Raw genomic sequence first — 18,149 nt, forward strand, 5'->3', positions numbered from 1 at the left:
ACCGATGGAAACGTTTGACCAGGTAATTGTCGGCGGCGGGCCGGCGGGCTATGTAGCTGCGCTTAGGGCTTCCGGCCTTGGGCAGTCCACGGCGCTTGTCGAAGATCGCGAGCTCGGGGGGACGTGCCTGAACCGCGGGTGCATACCGTCTAAAACGCTTCTCCAGAACGCAGAAGCAGTGAACTACGTACGCAATGCTTCTAAATACGGCATCCAGGTGGAAGGCTTTCATCTGCGCTACGAAGAAATGCTTGAGCGGAAGGACCAGGTGATCCAGCAGCTCCGCCAGGGCGTCCAGTCGCTAATGAAAAAAGGACGTATCCAGATTTTTTCTGGGCGGGGAAAAGTTCATGCAAACAAACAGGTTACTATCACCGGTAAAGACGGCCAGGAAACAGTAGTAGCCGGCAGAGCCGTCATCATTGCTTCAGGCTCCGTACCGGCAGTACCTCCTATTCCCGGTCTTGAAGATACTGAATATTATACGAGTGACACGATTTACGACCGCCAATCGCTTCCTTCGTCAATGGCCATCGTCGGCGGGGGATTCATCGGTACTGAATACGCCTGTTTGTATCAGTCACTCGGGGTGCAGGTGACAGTTATTGAAGCGGCTGAACGGCTGATACCACAGGAGGACGAAGATGCTGCGAAAATGCTGGCCGGGGCACTTGAAGAGTCGGGAGTGACTATTCTGACAGGCACCTCGGTTACTTCTGCCAGACAACATGGAAATCAGGCAGTCGTCAACGTGCAGGATGCCTCCGGAAACGACCGCGAGCTCACAACAGACATGCTGCTTATTTCCACAGGGCGCTCGCCTGTCATCGCGGCAGCTGAAGACCTTGAATTACGCATGGACAGTCGCTTTGTAGCGGTGGACGATGCGATGCAGACATCGGTACCGGGTATTTATGCTGCAGGAGATATTGTCGGCGGATGGCAGCTTGCCCATGCGGCAAGTGCCGAGGGCATTATTGCCGCAGAGCATGCTGCGGGCGCTGCGCCTTCCATGGATCTCTCGCTCGTGCCGAGGTGCATTTATACCCTTCCGGAAATAGCGTCAGTGGGCCTGTCTGAGCAGGAAGCAAAGCAGAGGTACAGCGATATTAAAGTAAAGACCGTGCCGCTGCAGGGAAACGCGAAAGCGATGACAATGGGCGAGACCCGGGGTTTTGTCAAAATCATTTCCCGGGAAATGTTCGGCGAGATTCTCGGCGTTGTGATGGCTGGACCCCACGTTACCGAAATGATCGGAGAGCCGGCCGCCTATATTCATCTTGAAGGCACCACCGAAGAATGGAGCAGTCAGGTGCATGCGCATCCTTCGCTGTCGGAGGCGTTGTTTGAAGGCGCGTCTGCGCTCGCGGGGCGTCCGGTTCATCAATAAAAAGCCATGTAAGCGTATATAGTTTTTTGGCAGGGAGTGATATACTGGGAACAGATGAATCTACGGAATAGAGGGAAGAATTATGCTCAACTGGGAAGAAAAAAGAGAAACCGTAAAAGTAGCGAAGCTGTATCATTTCGATGGCTGGACCCAGGCCCAGATCGCCAAAAAGCAGGGTGTTTCCCGTCCGGTTATTTCCAAAATGCTGCAGCGGGCCCGGGATGAAGGCATCGTTGAAATATATATTAAAGATGAAAGTGTGCATACCGTTGATCTTGAGCAGAAGCTTGAAAAGAAATACGGCCTGAAAGAAGCAGTAGTCGTTTCAACGACAGGCTTCACACCTGACCTCGGCAAGCGTTTGATCGGAAAAGCAGCCGCTTCCTATGTAGCGAAGAGATCCGAGCAGGTAAAGCGAATCGGTATTTCATGGGGATCAACTCTGCGTTCACTTATTGAAGAGTATCCGTACGTCGAACATAGAGACATTCATATTACGCCGCTGATCGGGGGAATGGGGAACAAATACGTGCATCTGCACTCCAATCAGCTGGCATTTCACTTTGCCCAGAAAATGAACGCCTCCTGTTCGTATTTGTACGCTCCGGCGATGGTTGAAACTGACGATTTGAAAGAGCGTCTCGTGCAGTCCAAAGACATTGCCCAGGTGCTGGAGGAAGGGCGGAACGTGGAGCTTGCCCTCGTGGGTCTAGGCAACCCGCTTCAGGACTCCACTATGGAAACGATGGGATACCTGCAGGAAGAAGACATCGTCACGCTCCGAAAGGCCGGGGCAGTCGGCGATATCAGCTCGAAGTTTTTCGACGCTCTCGGCCACGGCGTGGATCACCCGATCAACAACCGGGTCATCGGCCTGACTCTTGAGGAGATCAAAAACATTCCCGAGGTCGTTGGTGTGGCGCAGGGCTCCCATAAAGTCCTCGGCATCGAAGCAGCGCTGAAGGGTGGTTATCTGGACGTGTTGATCGTAGATAACCAGATTGCAGAAGCGTTAACCGAATAACGTATGACGGCTCCTTGAAAGGGGCCGTATTTTTTTAACATATATGAACATATGTGCTATTTAAAACATATGTAAAATAAAAGAAATATTTTACAATCAACACGCCAATGCCGTAAAAAATTAATTTTTAAAATATCTGAAAAAAATATTGACGGTTATATGAAAACGCTTTAATATGGTTACAAAGGTTACAAGTTGTTACAAATGTAAAGGAGGGGTGAGGATGTGGGGTTATTTTATCGCCGCGTTCGTGGTGATATGGCTGATTCAATTTTATCTAACATTCCGCCAGATGAAATACTACAACGGAATGATTGCTTCAATGGGCAGACGTCCTTCGGGGTACCTTGGGACAGGCATTGATAAACGCCTGCTTGGAATCGGCACGGTGCTTCTGCTCGTAACCAACGAAGCAGGCACGGTGATCGACGCTAAGATTATGAGAGGGGTAACGGTGTTCGCCAGGTTTGCCGAAGCGCCGGAGCTGATGGATCAAAACATCCATGAATTAAAGAAGCAGTGGGAAGCAGAAGGCGCTGCCGGAAAGAAGAAGCACCCGAAACGGGCTCATCTGATGGCTGCCCAGCAGATTTTGGCAGAACAGAAGCGCAAACACAAAAAGGGGGATAACAAATGGATTTCTTAGTAACGCTCGCAGAAGGCTTTATTGGAATGTTCGAGGCAGGCGGGGAAACATTTGTCGGACTTGTTACAGGTATTATTCCGACACTCATATGTTTAATTCTTGCCGTAAACGCTTTAATCAAGTTTGTCGGGGAAGAACGGATCTATTCGCTGGCTCAGAAGAGCACAAAGTATTTCTTTCTCCGCTATACGCTGTTTCCGGTACTGGCCGTGTTTTTCTTAACCAACCCAATGTGCTACACGTTCGGGCGCTTTCTGCCGGAACGGCAGAAGCCGGCCTTTTATGATTCCGCTGTTTCATTTGTGCACCCGATTACCGGCTTGTTTCCTCACGCGAACCCGGCTGAACTGTTTGTTTACACCGGGATCTCGGCCGGTATTACGACGCTTGGCCTCTCTGCCGGGCCGCTTGCCATCCGTTTCTTTATCGTCGGTCTGATCGTTATTTTAATCCGCGGTGTAGTAACGGAATGGATCACCGCCATCATGCTCAGACGCCAGGCAGCTAGTGCAGAAGGCGATTCGTCGGAAAAAAGCGCCAGCGCATAAATGAAAATTTAAAAGAAAAAGCGAGGGAAGAATAATGGCTGAATATAAACCGGTAGAGGTAACAAAGGGAAGAGGTGGCTGGGGCGGCCCGCTCGTCATCCATCCGAATGATCAGAAAAGATATATTATGTCGGTAACCGGCGGAGGTATTCATCCGGTCGCCGAGCGCCTGGCGGAACTGACAGGCGGCGAAGCGGTGGACGGATTCAAAGCCTCCTATGATAAAGAAAATATTGCCGCAGCTGTTATTGACTGTGGCGGAACCGCACGCTGCGGAGTTTATCCAAAAATGGGTGTGCTGACGGTTAACATTCACGGTACATCCCCGGCCGGCCCGCTTGCGCAGTATATTAACGAAGAAAATTTTGTTTCCGGCGTGGGCGAAAGAGATATGAAGGCCATCAGCGCGGATGAAGTGCCGGCGGCCGAAGCGGAAGCAGAGGACAAAGCTTCCCCGTACAACTCCCTGATGGACCGCGACGTGGCCAAACAGGTGAAAGACGATGCGAAAATGAAAGCAAAAGGCTCCGGACCGAAAAAAGGAAATATTATTGAACGTATCGGCCGTGCCGTCGGCAACGTGGTAAGCGTATTCTTCCAGGCCGGTCGGGAAACCATTGATACGGTCGTACGAAACATTCTGCCGTTTATGGCTTTTGTCAGTACGATTATCGGGATTATCACATTCACCGGAATCGGGGATCTGATCGCGAACTTTGTATCTCCGCTCGCAAGTAATATTTTCGGGCTGCTGCTTTTATCCTTTATATGTGCAATTCCAATTTTGTCCCCGCTGCTCGGCCCGGGCGCTGTTATTGCCCAGGTGGTTGGGGTGCTTATCGGAACCCAGATCGGTATGGGAAACATCCCTCCGGCAATGGCGCTTCCAGCACTTTTCGCTATTAACCCGCAGGTAGGGGCGGACTTCGTGCCGGTTGGCCTGACGCTTGGGGAAGCAGAGCCGGAGACCATTTCCGTCGGCGTGCCGGCCGTTCTGTTTTCAAGGGTTATTACCGGACCGCTTGCCGTTGTGATCGCTTATCTTTTCAGCTTTGGCCTGTATTCATAAAAATAAATCGGCGGGTAGACGCGCTTGCCCGCCCTGTATTTCCTAGGAGGAGTGACCGTGCAGATGAAAACAGAAGTATTTACAGCCACCGTGGTCGGCATTGGAGAGGATGCTCAGATGCTTATGGACGATGGCATGATGATTTTATTCAACGAAACAGCACCGAAGGATTTGTATGATATCAGCTTTGTTCATAACGCCGAAGGGTTAAGCGAAGACCTGGAAGCCGGGGATGAGCTGATCATAGACGGAGAAGCGTTTTCCCTGACGTTTGTAGGCGGTAAAGCGAATGAAACGCTGCGGGATCTCGGGCATGCAACCTTTCAATTTAACGGAGAGACACATTCAGATCTGCCGGGAACGGTCTGTATAGAAGCCAAACCGCTGCCTGCGATACAGGTGGGGAGCACCATCGTATTCCGTAAAAAATAAAGCTGGATAGGAGTGGAGAGCAATGATAGGAATTAACCGAAAGCTGCAGGCACTCGAAAGAGAGGGCCGCTACATTAAAGTAGGTCTTGTCGGCGCCGGCCAGATGGGACGCGGTATGATCGCGCAGATTGAAAATATGAAGGGCATGCGGGTCGTCATTACCGCAGACATAAATGAAGATAACGTAATTAACGCATACGGGCACGCCGGCATTGAGCGGGGAAATATTGTTTCTACTAACAATAAAGAAGAAGCCTCGCAGGCCATCCAGCTGAATAAAGTGGTGGCGTCCACCAAAGCTCTGCTCGTATGCGCGCTTGATGAAGTGGATGTGGTCGTCGATGCGACCGGGGTGCCAAATATTGGAGCAGAAATTGCCTGGAATGCCATTTTGAGCCGGAAGCACATCGTCATGCTGAACGTCGAGGCGGACGTTACCGTCGGGCCGCTGCTGAAGCGGATGGCAGATGCGAGTGGCGTCGTGTACACCGGCTCGGCAGGGGATGAGCCGGGAGCGATTATGGAGCTGTATGATTTTGCTGATGCGATTGGCTTTGAGGTGGTGGCACTTGGCAAAGGCAAAAACAACCCGTTAAATGTGGAAGCCAATCCGGACACGGCAGCAGCTGAAGCCGAGGAAAAGGGCTCAAGCCCGAAAATGCTTGCCTCCTTCCAGGATGGCACGAAAACGATGGTGGAGATGAATGCTGTGGCGAACGCGACCGGCTTTGTACCGGAAAAGCCGGGCATGAATGGATTTGAAGCCGGGGTCGCAGATCTTCCGGAGCTCTTCCAGCTGCGGGAGCAGGGAGGGAAGGTCGAAAAGCAGCAAGTAGTGGAATACATCAACGGGATCGCCCCGGGAGTGTTTGCCATCGTTGCTTCTGATATGGAAGAAGTGAACGCGGAAATGAAATATTTGAAAATGGGGGACGGGCCAAACTACGTGCTGTACCGGCCTTACCACCTGACAAGCCTGGAAACACCGCTTTCCGTGGCGCGGGCGTATCTGGACGGTCAGGCGACGATTGCTCCGGACGCCGGCCATATTGCTGAAACAGTGGCCGTAGCGAAGCGCGATCTGGAAGTGGACGAGCATCTGGATTCCATTGGCGGCTTTACCATTTACGGCACTGTAATGGAAGCCCTGGAAGCCAAAGAAAAGGGAGCACTTCCAATCGGTCTCGCAGACAAAAATGTAAAAATGACCCGGGCTGTAAAAAAAGGGGAAATCATTACGTATCAGGACGTGGAGCAGACAGTGGAATCCACCATCTGGCGTCTTAGGAAAATGCAGGATCACGAGTGGAAATAAAATGAGAAGGAAGCGCTGCCGAAATTAGCGGCCGCTTCTTTTTCCGTCTTCAAATCGTGGTATAATAAAAGAGTAATAAGTAAAGGAGGGGCTGAAGCGATGAAAAAACGTAAGGAGCTCATTTACTTACAGTGCGCTCATTGTAGGGAAGAGACGCCCCACAACGTGGAATACATTAATGGGGACGTGTACAGCATGGAATGCCGCACGTGCGGCCGGGAGCTGACATTAAACCGCGATATCATGAAGGAATGGTATAGCGAAGTGTATGACCGCGTGACTACCAAGCCAACCCGTTTAACAGAGGAATATAAAGAAAGCGGAACGCCGTTTGTCGTACGGATGCCGTTCCGGCTGGCAAGCAAGCCCTACCGGCTGATGCGGGATTTAAATGATACCCAGAAAACATTGCGCTACTATAAGAATAAACAAAAGAAATCTTCCTGACCACGCGCGAGCGGGGAGGAAGATTTTTTATGGATAGATATATTTATCCGCTGGCTAACAGCCGGCGGGGCGCAGGAGTCTTTTCATACGCGCGGTTGAACTCCAGCAGAGGGCATGCAGCGCAGGCCTCTGACACTCCGGTGCATGTAGCAACAGAGTCAAACACGCCATCTTTATAAACGTAGGATAATTCGTGAAGCACCTTCTGTTGTGTAATCGAACAATAAATAATCTGACGCGACATGGAGTAGTCCATCATATTTCACTCCTTCGGCGTATAATAAATGGTGGGAATAAAAGCGGTATATAATAATTTACTTAAAGACTATGTACCCGGAACAGCTTAAAAGAAAACCAGAGGTTGTAAGCAGATAGTATTAAGCGGGGGAAGTTTACGCCGGGCGGTATCCGGGAAAATAATATTTCTGACAGCCCATTTAACCTTAAACAAACTACCAGTAATTTAAACCAGCAGAAATGTGACAATCATGGTATATCTGAGCAGATAGCACACCCAACGGCTGAAAAAAGAAAGGGAAGAGAGAAAAGGGGGAGCATCCATGGAACAAAAGTATATGCTGATCGCAGTAGACCAGGACGGCCGTGAAATTTCATTAAAAAACTATAAGGGCCGTGAGGCGAAAGAGGAATTAATTTTAGAGGGAAAAGACTGCGCAACGACGATGTATGAGCAGTTAAAGGAAGAGCTGCACCCGAACTCGGTGAAAATGCTCAGTCTGTAAAAGCTAATATCAGCAAGTCCCCGGCATTTACGCCGGGGGTTTTTTATTATCTTTCAATCAGTTCGAGGCGGTTGCCAAACGGGTCCTCGGTATAAAAGCGGGGAGAGCCGTTCAGCGGCTGTTCGGGTTTTACAGGCCAGTTAAACTCCTGCAGGCGCTCCCTGGCAAGCTCGAGATTGTGCACGCGGAGCGCCGGGTGTGCCTTGCGGGCCGGAGAAAACGGCTCTTCAACGCCAATGTGGATTTCAAGGCCGCCACAGTCAAACCATACGCCGCCGCGTTTGGCCAAATCTTCGGGCTTTGGTATTTCGGGCATGCCGAGGATGGTGTGAAAAAAATGACGGGCTTTTTCTTCGCTATCCGGCGGTGCAGCAAGCTGTATGTGATCAATTCCAGTAAATAATGTCATAAGAGGGTCATCCTTTCACTTTTTGGACAATCGTTTTTCCAATTTCAAGCGAAGCTGTTGCTGCGGGCGACGGGGCGTTTAATACGTGGAGACTGCGGGAGCCCTCAATGAAAAAGAAATCGTCCATCAGCGTCCCGTCTTCCTGAAGAGCCTGGGCTCGTATCCCCGATTCGCCGGGTATAAGCTCATCGGCTGAAAGAGAAGGAATCAGCTGCTGCAGCTCTGCGGTAAATGCCTGTTTGGAAAAGGAACGCACGTATTCCTGCGCTCCTGCCTTCCAGTAACGGGAAGCAAGCTTCCTTAACCCGGGGGAACGGAGGTGCTCCCAGGCATCTGCCGGGCTAACGGCCATTTTGCCGTACCCTTCCCGCTCAAAGCTTAATACGGCGTTCGGGCCTGCTTCTACACCTCCCCGGCTCATACGTGTGAAATGAACGCCTAGAAATGGAAAGGTCGGGTCCGGCACTGGATAGATGAGCCAGGAAACTTTATGTGCAGCCTCCGGGGCGAGCGTATAGTATTCCCCGCGGAACGGAACAATACGGACATCGGTATGGTAGCCGGCCATGCGGGCGATCTTATCACTGTGCAGGCCGCCGCAGTTGATGAGCTTCCGGCCGATAAACGTCTGGTCCGGGGTAGTGACGCTCACGCTTTGTTCAGTCTCCTGAATTTGTTCGGCCCGCTGCCCGATCAGAATATCACCGCCCCGTTGGCGGATTTCCCCGGCAAGTGCCTGGGCGACTTCACTGTAATCGACGATGCCAGTTTCGGGCACAAGCAGCGCGTGCTGGGCGCTTACATACGGCTCTCGTTCTGCAAGCTCCTCAAGCGATAGGTAGCGCGGCTGCAGTCCGTTTTGTCTGCCGCGTTCGTAGAGCTTCCGCAGCTGCAGTAATTCGTCTTCATTTTTTGCGGCAATGATTTTCCCGCAGATCGTATAGTCGACCCCGTGCTGGTCGCAGAAAGCAGCGAGCGATTTCCGTCCCTTTTCTGTAAGAACAGCCTTCAGGCTGCCGGGGCGGTAATAGATGCCCGAATGAATAACACCGCTGTTTCTGCCTGTCTGATGCGAGGCCAGATGGGATTCTTTTTCTAAAACGACTACTCCGGCGCCGGGTTCTTCTTCAAGCAGCGCGTAAGCTGCAGCAAGTCCGACGATTCCGCCGCCGATAATGATATAATCGTACATATCGAAGCTCCTTTAAACGACAATTTTTTAAGAGAGACTGCCTACGCACAAGCATACCCGTTTTTTTAAAACTTACAACGGGAGCATTTTTTAAAAATCGTGTTTCTATTATAATGATTAAGTAGTGTAGCCTGGAAAGAAAAATTGGAAGTTTACCGCGCTGCAGAAAAAAGGAATAGCAGATATGAGGTACATAATAAACACTCGGATTGGGAAAGGATTGCACGCGTCATGGATGAGTTTAACGATGATATTTTAACAGACTCGTTAATTTTAAAAGCGATCGATCATTCGAAGGTCGGACTGGTTATCACAGACCCGAATAAAGAGGATAACCCCATCGTTTATGTGAACCGGGGCTTTACCGATGTTACCGGTTATACGTACGAAGAAAGCGTAGGATATAACTGCCGTTTTCTTCAGGGGGAGAACCGAAACGAGCAGGCAATAGAAAATATGAAACGTGCGGTGGCAGCCCGGGAGGAATACGTCCTCGAGCTCGAAAATTTTAAGAAGGACGGCACGCCGTTTTGGAATGAGATTTATATTGAGCCCATTTATATGGAGAACCGTCTGTATTTTCTCGGTGTCCAGCGCGACATTACCCGGCAGAAAAAATACGAAGACGATCTGGACAAAAGCGAGCGTCAGGTGGACCGGCTCTCAACGCCAATCGTGCCGATCACAGAAAAAATATCTGTGCTCCCGGTGGTCGGGGATTTGTCCTATGAACGGTTTGAAATGATCTTTCATAAAATTTCCGAAGCGTATGGAAATATCCATTATGAAAAACTGATTTTTGATCTTTCCGGCATGGATGAGTACGACGAGCAGGTGGCCGACGGCATTATGAATCTGCATCACCTGCTCCGACTTCTCGGATCAGAGCTGATTGTAACCGGGATCAGGCCGGAGCTTTCAATGGATTTCACATCGCAGAACATTTCGCTTTCCTATCTGCGGACCGCAGCTACGGTGAAAGAAATGCTGCAGGAGCTCGGCATAACGTAAAAAGCCGGAATCTTTAGCATTCCGGCTTTACCAATGCTGCTTATTTTTCCTCGTCCTCTCTTTTGGCGTCCCCGGCTTTGTTCTGTACTTCGCCTTTTACTTTATCTTTCTTGGCGTCACGCTGCATTTTCGGGTCGTCCTTGGCATTGCCTGCCTGATCCTTAGCTTCACCCTTTACTTTATTAACAACGCCCTTTACTTTATCGCTGAAGCCTTTTTTATCTGCCATAAATAAATACCTCCTGTATTAGGTTCGTACTGGGAATATTCCCGGTGACGCCTGGGATAAAACAAATGATTCCACAAAAATACGTATGCAAAGGAGCACACCTGTATGTCTGTCATTATTGCCTATACGAATCCGCCGGAGCATGTCCGGGAGTACCTCGAAGCAAGGGCGGAGCTTCATGTGATCCGTCCGAACAAAGAACGGGAAAAATTTATGGAGGTGCTGCCGAACGCGGAGGCGCTTATCGGAGCAGGACTGCCTGTCGATCAGGAGCTGTTGGATAAAGCGCCGGAGCTTCGGGTAGTAAGCAACGCTTCAGCCGGGGTGGATAACCTTGACGTCGGTCTGCTGACAGACCGGGGCATTGTAGTTACAAACACTCCCTCGGCAGTTATCGATACGATGGCGGACACGATGTTTGGGCTGATGATCGGCGCTTCGAGGCGTTTGATGGAAATGCATGAGCTTGTTAAAAACGGAGAATGGGACCGGAACGCGCCGAAGGAATGGTTCGGCTTGAACGTTCATCATAAAAAGCTCGGTATCATTGGCATGGGAGGCATAGGAAAAGAAGTCGCCCGCCGGGCAAAGGAAGGCTTCCGGATGGAGGTCAGCTACTATAACCGTTCACGGCATGAACAGGCGGAAAAAGAAACTGGAGCCGTCTATGAGCAGCTCGATGATCTGCTCGCTTCGTCGGATGTGGTGATGGTACTGCTGCCGCTAACCAGTGAAACCAGGCAAATGCTGGGTACAGATGCTTTCCGGAAAATGAAATCAACAGCGGTATTTCTGAACGGCGGGCGCGGATCTGTAGTGGATGAACAGGCGTTGATCACGGCACTCCGGGAAAAAGAGATTTTCGCGGCAGGGCTCGATGTATTTGAAGAGGAACCGCTGCCATCGGATCACCCGTTTTTCACGATGCCCGAAGTGACGCTGCTTCCTCATATCGGCACCGGTACGACAGAAACCCGGGAAGCGATGTACATGGAGGCAGCTGAGCAGTGCGTAAAAGCCTTAAAGGGTGAAAAGCCGGAAGCCCTCGTCAATGAACAGGCATGGGGTAAAGGCAGAAAGTAGGCGCCCCGGTGGCAGACAGGAGGCGGTTTTGGACATAAGAAGAACCGCCCTCTATGTGCGAGAACGGCTGTCTTTTTCAGCGTTTATATGAGCGCTTCATGATTTCAGCGCTTTTGTTTGCGGTTTTTCCACCATTTTCGTACATACGGATAAACAAAAGGTCCAACTTTGACAGCCATTTTAATTAGTTTTCTCATAGTAGATAACGTCCTCCATCTTCAAATTCTTACTTAACGAATACCCTGTTGAAGGACGTTGTAATCATGAAGTTTGGTTTCAGCTGCTTTTCCGTTTACGGAATTTGCGCTTCGCAGCCTGTTTTGGTTGTTTGACCTGCTGTTCCCCGTTTTTGATAAGGTCTTCCTGCATGCGTTTGCGGGCTTCAATAAATAACATGAAAATGCCCCTTTCTTTTGAAGATTGTACAGGGACTATTCCCAGGACAAAACGATGATAAAACATCGTTTTTAAAGAAAATGAGCTTATAAAGGAGCTATCAGTGAACAAACAGTGAAAATCACTGAAAATGGGATGAAAGGAGATTATGTATGGAAAAACCATTAGTCGCTGCATACAACCGGGTCAGCAGAGAGGCCCGTGAAAAACTGGCAGAAGTGTGTGAAGTCCGGTATTTTGAACAAAGCGAAACGCTCGAAGATCCGGAGTTCCGCGAAACGATGGCTGAGGCTGCAGCCATTATCGGTATCGAATATGAAATCGATGAAGATTTTCTGGAACAGGCTCCAAATCTCCGTATTGCCGCCAACGTTTCTGTTGGCTACGATAATCTGGATCTGGAAGCTTTAAAAGCCAGGGGCATATATGCTTCCAATACGCCGGAAGTGTTAAACGATACGACGGCAGACGCTATTTTCGGTCTGCTGCTGGCGGCGGCCAGACGCATTCCGGAAACCGACCGCTACGTTAAAGACGGGAGGTGGCAGAATACACTCCCGGATGATTATTTCGGTGTGGACGTGCACCACCGGACGCTCGGTATAATTGGCATGGGGCGCATTGGGGAAGCAATTGCTAAACGGGCCCGTTTTGGCTTTGATATGAACGTTTTATATTACAACCGTTCGCGAAAGCGCGAAGCGGAGGGAAAATACGGCGCCTCGTGGACAGAACTTGAGCCGCTGCTTGAACAATCGGATTTTGTCTGTACGATGACGCCGCTTACCAAAGAAACGTATCATTTAATGAACGAAGCAGCTTTTCAACGGATGAAATCGTCAGCTGTATTTATTAATGGGTCGCGGGGAGGCGTCGTAGATGAACCGGCGCTTGTCAAAGCGCTTCAAAATCGGTGGATACGGAGTGCCGGTCTGGATGTATTTTCGGAGGAACCGGTTCCGTCCGACCATCCACTGCTCTCGTTTCCACATGTAGTGACGCTTCCGCATATTGGCTCCTTCACCGAAGAAAATGAAAACAATATGTCGCTGCGGGCGGCGGAAAATGTGCTGCAGGTATTGAACGGCCAGGAGCCTCAGGATCAGCTGTGAAGCAGGAGAGAGGCTCCTGTTTTTTTGGCATAATTGGTATAGACAACTATATTTTATACTGGTACGATATAGAAAAGGAGGGGACTCGCAGTGGAAGATACTATTATATGTTCAGCGACTATTGTAAACGCAGACCGTACCTCAAACGATCAGTTCATCTGGATCCGCGGGCAGGCAATCCACCGGACAGGAAGCATGGAAAGCCTGCGGGAAGTGCCAGAGGAAATACGTCGGAGGGCAGCGATGGTGGACGGCTCCCGGGGCTTCTTTATACCGGGAATGATTGATATGCATATTCACGGCGTCCAGGGAGCAGACGCGATGGATGGTACTGCGGAGGCACTGGAAACAATGGCCAGGGTGCTGCCGGCTGAAGGTACAACAGCTTTTCTTCCAACTACGATTACCCAGAAGAGCGAGGAGATTACAAAAGCCCTGGAAGCAGTGGCTGAACACCGGAAAGCCATGACGGGAGAAGGCCAGGCGGAGATTGCAGGTGCACACGTTGAAGGCCCGTTTTTTGAACCTTCCAAAGCCGGTGCCCAGCCGGCTGAATTCATGGTCCCGGCTTCGGTGGATTTGTTTGAAACGTGGCGCCGTGCTTCCGGAAACGCAATTCGGATTGTTTCACTGGCTCCGGAGCATGATCCGGACTTTACGCTGACCGCTCACCTGCAAAGCATCGGGGTCGTCGCTTCCGCAGCGCATTCGAACGCCTCTAAAGCGCTTGTGGACGAGGCAGTAGAGAATGGTCTTTCGCACATTACCCATTTGTACAACGGCATGAGCGGGCTGCATCACCGGGAGCCCGGCGTTGCTGCCGCAGCGCTTTTAAATCCGGAGCTTACCGTTGAAATTATCGCAGACGGCGTCCACAGCCATCCGGACATGGTCAAGCTTGCCTATCAGGCAGCCGGTCCCGGGCGAATCTGTGTTATTACTGATTCCCTGAGGGCTAAAAATCTGCCGGACGGTTCGTACGATCTCGGCGGCCAGCAGGTAACGGTGGCCGGAGACAAGCCGTATCTGGCAGACGGCACGATCGCCGGCAGCATGCTTGCGATGGATCAAGGCTTCCGCAATATTCAGGCGTTTACAGGCTGCAGCCGTGAGGAAGCGGTGCGCATGACCTCCTGGAACGCCGCGCATGAAATAGGACTCGCGGAGCGGAAAGGCAGCATTCAGGCTGGAAAGGATGCCGATATTGTCTGGATGGACGACAGTATGCATATACAGAAGGTCTGGTGCCGCGGACGCGTCGCTGCGCCTGAACAGAAAGGAGAAGTGAAGCCGTGAAGCTTATCCGTGTGACTGACAGAGAAGCATTGAGCGTGCATGCGGCAGAAATGATCGCCGGAAAAGTGCAGGAGAAACCGGACTGTGTGCTGGGGCTGGCTACCGGCGGTACGCCTGAGGGTACGTATCAGCAGCTGAAGAAAATCTATGACCGCGGGGGCCTGGATCTCTCCCGTGTTACGACATTTAACCTTGATGAGTATGCCGGTATGCCGGAAGACCATCCGCAAAGCTATCATGCATACATGCAGCACAAAGTCTTTCAGCCGCTGCAGCTGCAGCCGGAACAGACGCACCTTCCGAACGGAACAGCCGATGACCTGGAGCAGGAATGCAGGCGCTATGAAAAACAAATTGCTGCAGCCGGGGGCATTGATATGCAGCTTCTCGGCATTGGTGAAAACGGCCACATTGGATTTAATGAGCCCGGCACCTCCTTTTCAAGCCGGACGCATGTGATACAATTGAAGCCGTCAACGAGAGAGGCCAACGCCAGATTTTTTTTGAGTATTAAGGACGTTCCAACACAGGCGGTAACTATGGGAATTGAAACCATTATGGACAGCCGTGAGATTCTTTTGCTCGTGTTTGGCAGACGTAAAAAAGAAGCCCTTCTTCGTCTGTTAGAAGGAGAGGTGCAGGAAGACTTCCCGGCTTCCGTACTGAAAAAGCACTCCAGTGTAACGGTGATTGCTGACGAAGAAGCGCTGGCGGATGTCCCCGCAGAAGTGTTGCGGCGCTTTACCGGGTGAAAACGTGAAAACGGGAGGATGCCGTATATGAAAATTAACAAAAAATCCCCGCTGCCGATTTATTATCAAATACAGGAAATGATCCGTGGAAAGCTTGAGAGTGGCGAATGGCCTCCAGGCTATATGCTTCCGTCCGAGCGTATTTTTGCTGAAGAATTTGATGTGAGCCGTATGACGGTCCGCCAGGCGGTGACGGAGCTTGTAAGCGAGCAGCTGCTGACAAGGGAAAAGGGCAAAGGAACGTTTGTGGCTGAACCTAAGATTGAACAGATGCTTCAAGGTCTCACGAGCTTTACCGAGGATATGAAGGCGCGCGGCATGAAGGCAAGCAGCGAGCTGCAGCTGTTTCAAATGGAAGAAGCGGACGCGGCAACAGCGAGACTGCTTCAGCTGAAAGGCGGTTCGGTCTACAGGATGGAGCGGCTTAGACTCGCGGATAATAAGCCGATGGCGCTAGAGAATTCCTATCTGAATGCAGAGATGTTTCCCGGCCTTGGCGAAGAATCGGCATCAGGCTCTATTTATAACCGGCTTGAGCAGGATTACGGCATCATAATTGGGTCCGCCGATCAGTCCCTTGAGGCATCCCTTGCGTCGGAGCGCGAAGCAGAGCTTCTCGGCATTGTACCGGGAGCCCCGGTTCTTTTAATCTCCCGGACTACGTATACTGCGGATGGGGAACCGTTTGAACACGTTATTTCTTCCTACCGGGGGGATCGGTACAAGTTCCGTATTCATATGCCGCGGTAAGGGCGGCCGAAGCGGCTTTCCTGGTTTTCTGGGCTGATTTACGTTAAAATGCTCGCAGGATAACGATTAGCTGATAATGAGGGAGGCCGCACAAATGGATGATCGATTGTTTAAAGCAGCCATGGGCAAATTTACGACCGGTGTTACGGTGCTTACGACGGAGCTTGAAGGAACAGTTCATGGCATGACGGCAAACGCGTTCATGTCTGTTTCACTTGAACCAAAGCTGATTCTCATTTCCGTGGCGAAAACGGCATCGATGCACGAATATATGCAGGAAGCAGATCAGTTTGCCATCAGTGTTCTTGGCAACGGCCAGGAGGCAGTATCGCGCTACTTTGCCCGCCAGACAGAAGAAGACGCAGAGGTGAGCTTTGAGCGGTTTGAAGACCGTCCGGTCATTGAAGGAGCCATCACGCAGCTTGCCTGCACGAAATATAACGAAGTCGATGCAGGGGATCACACACTGTTTATCGGTTCCGTGGAAAATGTGACGGTCCAGGATGAAGCACCGCTCGTTTATTTTGAAGGCAAATACCGCTATATGGAATAAATCATCCGGCTTTCGGCCGGGTGTTTTTTTATATTCCGACTCTTTTTTCTCCAGGAAGGGCGTGCTACATTATATGTAAGAAAACGCTTTCAAAAGAGAGGTGCGAATCGTGAATAAAGCGGAATGGAACCGGTGGTCGGAGACGGGAATACTGGACCGTACACGGATGGAAAAGCGGATCGCAGAGTCATGGCATATATGCGCACGGGAAGGAGTCGATCCAGCTGGAGGCATCGGCCAGCTGCCGGAACGAAAGGAGTGGCTGGCCTACAAAAAAGAACGGGAAATGTACTTGGAAGCGGCAGATCCAATGCTTCGGCAGCTGCAGGAATTTTGTGAGAGCATGAAGCTTTTGCTTCTGCTTACGGATGAACAAGGCAAAGTGCTGTACATCAACGGGCATCGGCAGGCTCTTGCTCATGCCTCAAGCATTCATTTTGGAGAGGGCGTTACCTGGACCGACCGGGCGGTAGGGACGAATGCCATCGGGACCAGTCTTTCTACAGGGGAACCGATTGCGGTCGTCAAAGAAGAGCACTACTCTAAAGCCTCCAAAAGCTGGGAATGCGCAGCAGTACCGGTATACGACGGCAAAGGGGGCATCCTTGGCGTGCTTGATATGTCGAGTCCCTTTGGTTTTACGCAGAAAGAACAAATTATGGGCACGGTCGTTTCAGCAGCATTTGCGATTGAGCGCTCCTGGCAGGAAAAGCTCCGTCAGCAGGAAATCGAGCTGCTTCAATACGCCCTCGCAGGCGACCATACGTTCACACCGTATTTGCTGACGAATGCTTATGGAACCGAAGTGTACCGCCATCCGGAATGGAAGGAAGAGGAGCAGGGAAATGATCCGGCTATCAGCCGACTGGCAGTCCCAATCTATTCTGCAGCCACCCGCCGGCTGCTCGGTTATCGGTATCAGCCTGTGCGTACGGAGGTGGAAAAAAGAAGGTTCCACCGGCCCGGCCTTTCTTCCGGGGGGAAGCCGTAGGGGTAAGCCCGGCCTTTGAACAAACGATCGCGGAGGTGAAAAAGGCTGCCAAACAATCGGTCTCCGTTCATCTTTTCGGTGAGACCGGGACGGGCAAGGAAGTTATGGCAAGACTCTTGCATGACAATAGTGAATACCGAAATGGTCCGTTTATCGCAGTAAACTGCGGGGCTATTCCGGAAAACCTGCTCGAAAGCGAACTGTTCGGCTACGATAGCGGCGCATTTACCGGGGCGAGGAGGGGAGGCTCCGAGGGGAAAATCCGGGAAGCGAAAAACGGCACCCTCTTTTTAGACGAAATCTCTGAAATTTCCCCGGCAGCCCAGGTGGCACTTTTACGTGTGCTACAGGAGAAAAGGGTCACGCCGGTTGGGAGCAGAGACTCCATCCCGGTTAACTTCCGGCTTGTTACTGCAAGCAACAAGCATATTACCGAGCTGGTTCAGAAAGGAAATTTCCGGGAAGATTTGTATTACCGCATTTATGTGTATCCGCTCACGCTGCCGCCGCTCAGAGAGCGGATGGAGGATCTGCCGGAGCTGATCCGCTACATTTCAGAGAAGCAGGGATGGAGCACCACCTGGCCGAAACAGCTGCTGGCCCAGATGGCCGGCTACGAATGGCCGGGAAACATCCGGGAGCTCTTTAATGTACTGGAGCGTATGTATACGTATTATGAAGGAATTGTGCCGATGGACGTGCTCCTTGATCCTTTTCTTTCTGCCCCGGAAGCCCGGCAGCTCACGACGAGCCGGTTTACT

At 51.1% G+C, this 18,149-nt stretch carries 21 protein-coding genes and 1 pseudogene; 18 read left to right on the forward strand and 4 right to left on the reverse strand.

Going from position 1 to position 18,149, the window contains the following annotated elements; translation table 11 throughout:
• Positions 1-4: 4 nt before the first annotated feature.
• From lpdA to ACTRXF_RS04630, 8 genes are all read left to right on the forward strand, one after another.
• Complete coding sequence (gene lpdA, locus ACTRXF_RS04595; protein ID WP_474262325.1) at positions 5-1,390, forward strand: dihydrolipoyl dehydrogenase; 1,386 nt, start codon at positions 5-7, stop codon at positions 1,388-1,390.
• An 82-nt stretch (positions 1,391-1,472) separates the two neighbouring features.
• Complete coding sequence (locus ACTRXF_RS04600; protein WP_474262324.1) at positions 1,473-2,414, forward strand: sugar-binding transcriptional regulator; 942 nt, start codon at positions 1,473-1,475, stop codon at positions 2,412-2,414.
• 223 nt (positions 2,415-2,637) lie between these two features.
• Complete coding sequence (locus tag ACTRXF_RS04605) at positions 2,638-3,060, forward strand: transcriptional regulator GutM (protein WP_474278025.1); 423 nt, start codon at positions 2,638-2,640, stop codon at positions 3,058-3,060.
• Complete coding sequence (gene srlA / locus ACTRXF_RS04610) at positions 3,048-3,608, forward strand: PTS glucitol/sorbitol transporter subunit IIC (RefSeq protein WP_474262322.1); 561 nt, start codon at positions 3,048-3,050, stop codon at positions 3,606-3,608. The genes ACTRXF_RS04605 and srlA overlap by 13 nt, the downstream gene beginning before the upstream one ends.
• Before the next feature lie 34 nt (positions 3,609-3,642).
• Positions 3,643-4,677 carry a PTS glucitol/sorbitol transporter subunit IIB gene (gene srlE, locus ACTRXF_RS04615; protein ID WP_474262321.1) on the forward strand — a complete coding sequence of 345 codons (1,035 nt, stop codon included), beginning with the start codon at positions 3,643-3,645 and terminating at the stop codon, positions 4,675-4,677.
• Positions 4,678-4,740: 63 nt separating this feature from the next.
• Positions 4,741-5,109, forward strand: a complete 369-nt coding sequence (locus tag ACTRXF_RS04620; RefSeq protein ID WP_474262421.1) for a PTS glucitol/sorbitol transporter subunit IIA — start codon at positions 4,741-4,743, stop codon at positions 5,107-5,109.
• A gap of 22 nt (positions 5,110-5,131) precedes the next feature.
• Positions 5,132-6,424 (forward strand): NAD(P)H-dependent oxidoreductase, encoded by a 1,293-nt coding sequence (locus ACTRXF_RS04625; protein WP_474278027.1) that lies wholly within the window; start codon positions 5,132-5,134, stop codon positions 6,422-6,424.
• 99 nt (positions 6,425-6,523) lie between these two features.
• Positions 6,524-6,871 carry a bh protein gene (locus ACTRXF_RS04630; protein ID WP_474262319.1) on the forward strand — a complete coding sequence of 116 codons (348 nt, stop codon included), beginning with the start codon at positions 6,524-6,526 and terminating at the stop codon, positions 6,869-6,871.
• Between the two features lie 43 nt (positions 6,872-6,914).
• On the opposite strand, the gene ACTRXF_RS04635 is transcribed toward ACTRXF_RS04630, so the two are convergent.
• Positions 6,915-7,127, reverse strand: a complete 213-nt coding sequence (locus ACTRXF_RS04635; RefSeq protein WP_474278029.1) for a hypothetical protein — start codon at positions 7,125-7,127, stop codon at positions 6,915-6,917.
• A 304-nt stretch (positions 7,128-7,431) separates the two neighbouring features.
• Here ACTRXF_RS04635 and ACTRXF_RS04640 point away from each other — a divergent pair, with 304 nt between their 5' ends.
• Positions 7,432-7,614: a hypothetical protein gene (locus tag ACTRXF_RS04640; protein WP_474262317.1), complete on the forward strand. Its 183-nt coding sequence runs from the start codon at positions 7,432-7,434 to the stop codon at positions 7,612-7,614.
• Between the two features lie 46 nt (positions 7,615-7,660).
• Here ACTRXF_RS04640 and ACTRXF_RS04645 read toward each other — a convergent pair whose 3' ends face one another.
• Both ACTRXF_RS04645 and lhgO read right to left on the reverse strand, forming a co-directional pair.
• Positions 7,661-8,023: a VOC family protein gene (locus ACTRXF_RS04645; protein ID WP_474278031.1), complete on the reverse strand. Its 363-nt coding sequence runs from the start codon at positions 8,021-8,023 to the stop codon at positions 7,661-7,663.
• Positions 8,024-8,030: 7 nt separating this feature from the next.
• Positions 8,031-9,215, reverse strand: coding sequence for an L-2-hydroxyglutarate oxidase (gene lhgO / locus ACTRXF_RS04650; protein ID WP_474278033.1), 1,185 nt, complete (start codon positions 9,213-9,215; stop codon positions 8,031-8,033).
• A gap of 231 nt (positions 9,216-9,446) precedes the next feature.
• Between lhgO and ytvA the strand changes: the two genes are divergently transcribed.
• Entirely contained in the window at positions 9,447-10,226 is a 780-nt protein-coding gene (gene ytvA / locus ACTRXF_RS04655) for a YtvA family blue-light photoreceptor (protein WP_474278035.1), read from the forward strand.
• A 40-nt stretch (positions 10,227-10,266) separates the two neighbouring features.
• Here ytvA and ACTRXF_RS04660 read toward each other — a convergent pair whose 3' ends face one another.
• Entirely contained in the window at positions 10,267-10,455 is a 189-nt protein-coding gene (locus ACTRXF_RS04660; RefSeq protein ID WP_474278037.1) for a CsbD family protein, read from the reverse strand.
• A 105-nt stretch (positions 10,456-10,560) separates the two neighbouring features.
• Here ACTRXF_RS04660 and ACTRXF_RS04665 point away from each other — a divergent pair, with 105 nt between their 5' ends.
• The 8 genes and pseudogenes from ACTRXF_RS04665 to ACTRXF_RS04700 all read left to right on the forward strand — a co-directional run.
• Positions 10,561-11,538 (forward strand): 2-hydroxyacid dehydrogenase, encoded by a 978-nt coding sequence (locus ACTRXF_RS04665; protein ID WP_474278039.1) that lies wholly within the window; start codon positions 10,561-10,563, stop codon positions 11,536-11,538.
• Between the two features lie 548 nt (positions 11,539-12,086).
• Positions 12,087-13,046 carry a 2-hydroxyacid dehydrogenase gene (locus ACTRXF_RS04670; protein WP_474278041.1) on the forward strand — a complete coding sequence of 320 codons (960 nt, stop codon included), beginning with the start codon at positions 12,087-12,089 and terminating at the stop codon, positions 13,044-13,046.
• A 90-nt stretch (positions 13,047-13,136) separates the two neighbouring features.
• The gene (nagA, locus tag ACTRXF_RS04675) at positions 13,137-14,342 is read left to right on the forward strand and encodes an N-acetylglucosamine-6-phosphate deacetylase (RefSeq protein WP_474262309.1); all 1,206 of its coding nucleotides are present in this window, start codon (positions 13,137-13,139) and stop codon (positions 14,340-14,342) included.
• Positions 14,339-15,094, forward strand: a complete 756-nt coding sequence (gene nagB, locus ACTRXF_RS04680) for a glucosamine-6-phosphate deaminase (RefSeq protein WP_474262308.1) — start codon at positions 14,339-14,341, stop codon at positions 15,092-15,094. The genes nagA and nagB overlap by 4 nt, the downstream gene beginning before the upstream one ends.
• Before the next feature lie 27 nt (positions 15,095-15,121).
• Positions 15,122-15,844 carry a GntR family transcriptional regulator gene (locus ACTRXF_RS04685; protein ID WP_474262307.1) on the forward strand — a complete coding sequence of 241 codons (723 nt, stop codon included), beginning with the start codon at positions 15,122-15,124 and terminating at the stop codon, positions 15,842-15,844.
• 94 nt (positions 15,845-15,938) lie between these two features.
• Complete coding sequence (locus tag ACTRXF_RS04690) at positions 15,939-16,397, forward strand: flavin reductase family protein (RefSeq protein WP_474262306.1); 459 nt, start codon at positions 15,939-15,941, stop codon at positions 16,395-16,397.
• Between the two features lie 109 nt (positions 16,398-16,506).
• Positions 16,507-17,388, forward strand: coding sequence for a GAF domain-containing protein (locus ACTRXF_RS04695; protein ID WP_474278043.1), 882 nt, complete (start codon positions 16,507-16,509; stop codon positions 17,386-17,388).
• 11 nt (positions 17,389-17,399) lie between these two features.
• Positions 17,400-18,065: pseudogene (locus ACTRXF_RS04700) on the forward strand (sigma 54-interacting transcriptional regulator); the annotation flags it as partial.
• Positions 18,066-18,149 lie beyond the last annotated feature (84 nt).

This window comes from Marinococcus sp. LNHM3E3-2.2 (assembly GCF_056034385.1).

Coding starts and splice junctions, on each gene's coding strand:
- lpdA (WP_474262325.1), top strand. CDS start 5: ATGGAAACGTTTGACCAGGTAATTGTCGGCGGCGGGCCGGCGGGCTAT.
- ACTRXF_RS04600 (WP_474262324.1), top strand. CDS start 1,473: ATGCTCAACTGGGAAGAAAAAAGAGAAACCGTAAAAGTAGCGAAGCTG.
- ACTRXF_RS04605 (WP_474278025.1), top strand. CDS start 2,638: ATGTGGGGTTATTTTATCGCCGCGTTCGTGGTGATATGGCTGATTCAA.
- srlA (WP_474262322.1), top strand. CDS start 3,048: ATGGATTTCTTAGTAACGCTCGCAGAAGGCTTTATTGGAATGTTCGAG.
- srlE (WP_474262321.1), top strand. CDS start 3,643: ATGGCTGAATATAAACCGGTAGAGGTAACAAAGGGAAGAGGTGGCTGG.
- ACTRXF_RS04620 (WP_474262421.1), top strand. CDS start 4,741: ATGAAAACAGAAGTATTTACAGCCACCGTGGTCGGCATTGGAGAGGAT.
- ACTRXF_RS04625 (WP_474278027.1), top strand. CDS start 5,132: ATGATAGGAATTAACCGAAAGCTGCAGGCACTCGAAAGAGAGGGCCGC.
- ACTRXF_RS04630 (WP_474262319.1), top strand. CDS start 6,524: ATGAAAAAACGTAAGGAGCTCATTTACTTACAGTGCGCTCATTGTAGG.
- ACTRXF_RS04635 (WP_474278029.1), bottom strand. CDS start 7,127: ATGGACTACTCCATGTCGCGTCAGATTATTTATTGTTCGATTACACAA.
- ACTRXF_RS04640 (WP_474262317.1), top strand. CDS start 7,432: ATGGAACAAAAGTATATGCTGATCGCAGTAGACCAGGACGGCCGTGAA.
- ACTRXF_RS04645 (WP_474278031.1), bottom strand. CDS start 8,023: ATGACATTATTTACTGGAATTGATCACATACAGCTTGCTGCACCGCCG.
- lhgO (WP_474278033.1), bottom strand. CDS start 9,215: ATGTACGATTATATCATTATCGGCGGCGGAATCGTCGGACTTGCTGCA.
- ytvA (WP_474278035.1), top strand. CDS start 9,447: ATGGATGAGTTTAACGATGATATTTTAACAGACTCGTTAATTTTAAAA.
- ACTRXF_RS04660 (WP_474278037.1), bottom strand. CDS start 10,455: ATGGCAGATAAAAAAGGCTTCAGCGATAAAGTAAAGGGCGTTGTTAAT.
- ACTRXF_RS04665 (WP_474278039.1), top strand. CDS start 10,561: ATGTCTGTCATTATTGCCTATACGAATCCGCCGGAGCATGTCCGGGAG.
- ACTRXF_RS04670 (WP_474278041.1), top strand. CDS start 12,087: ATGGAAAAACCATTAGTCGCTGCATACAACCGGGTCAGCAGAGAGGCC.
- ACTRXF_RS04685 (WP_474262307.1), top strand. CDS start 15,122: ATGAAAATTAACAAAAAATCCCCGCTGCCGATTTATTATCAAATACAG.
- ACTRXF_RS04690 (WP_474262306.1), top strand. CDS start 15,939: ATGGATGATCGATTGTTTAAAGCAGCCATGGGCAAATTTACGACCGGT.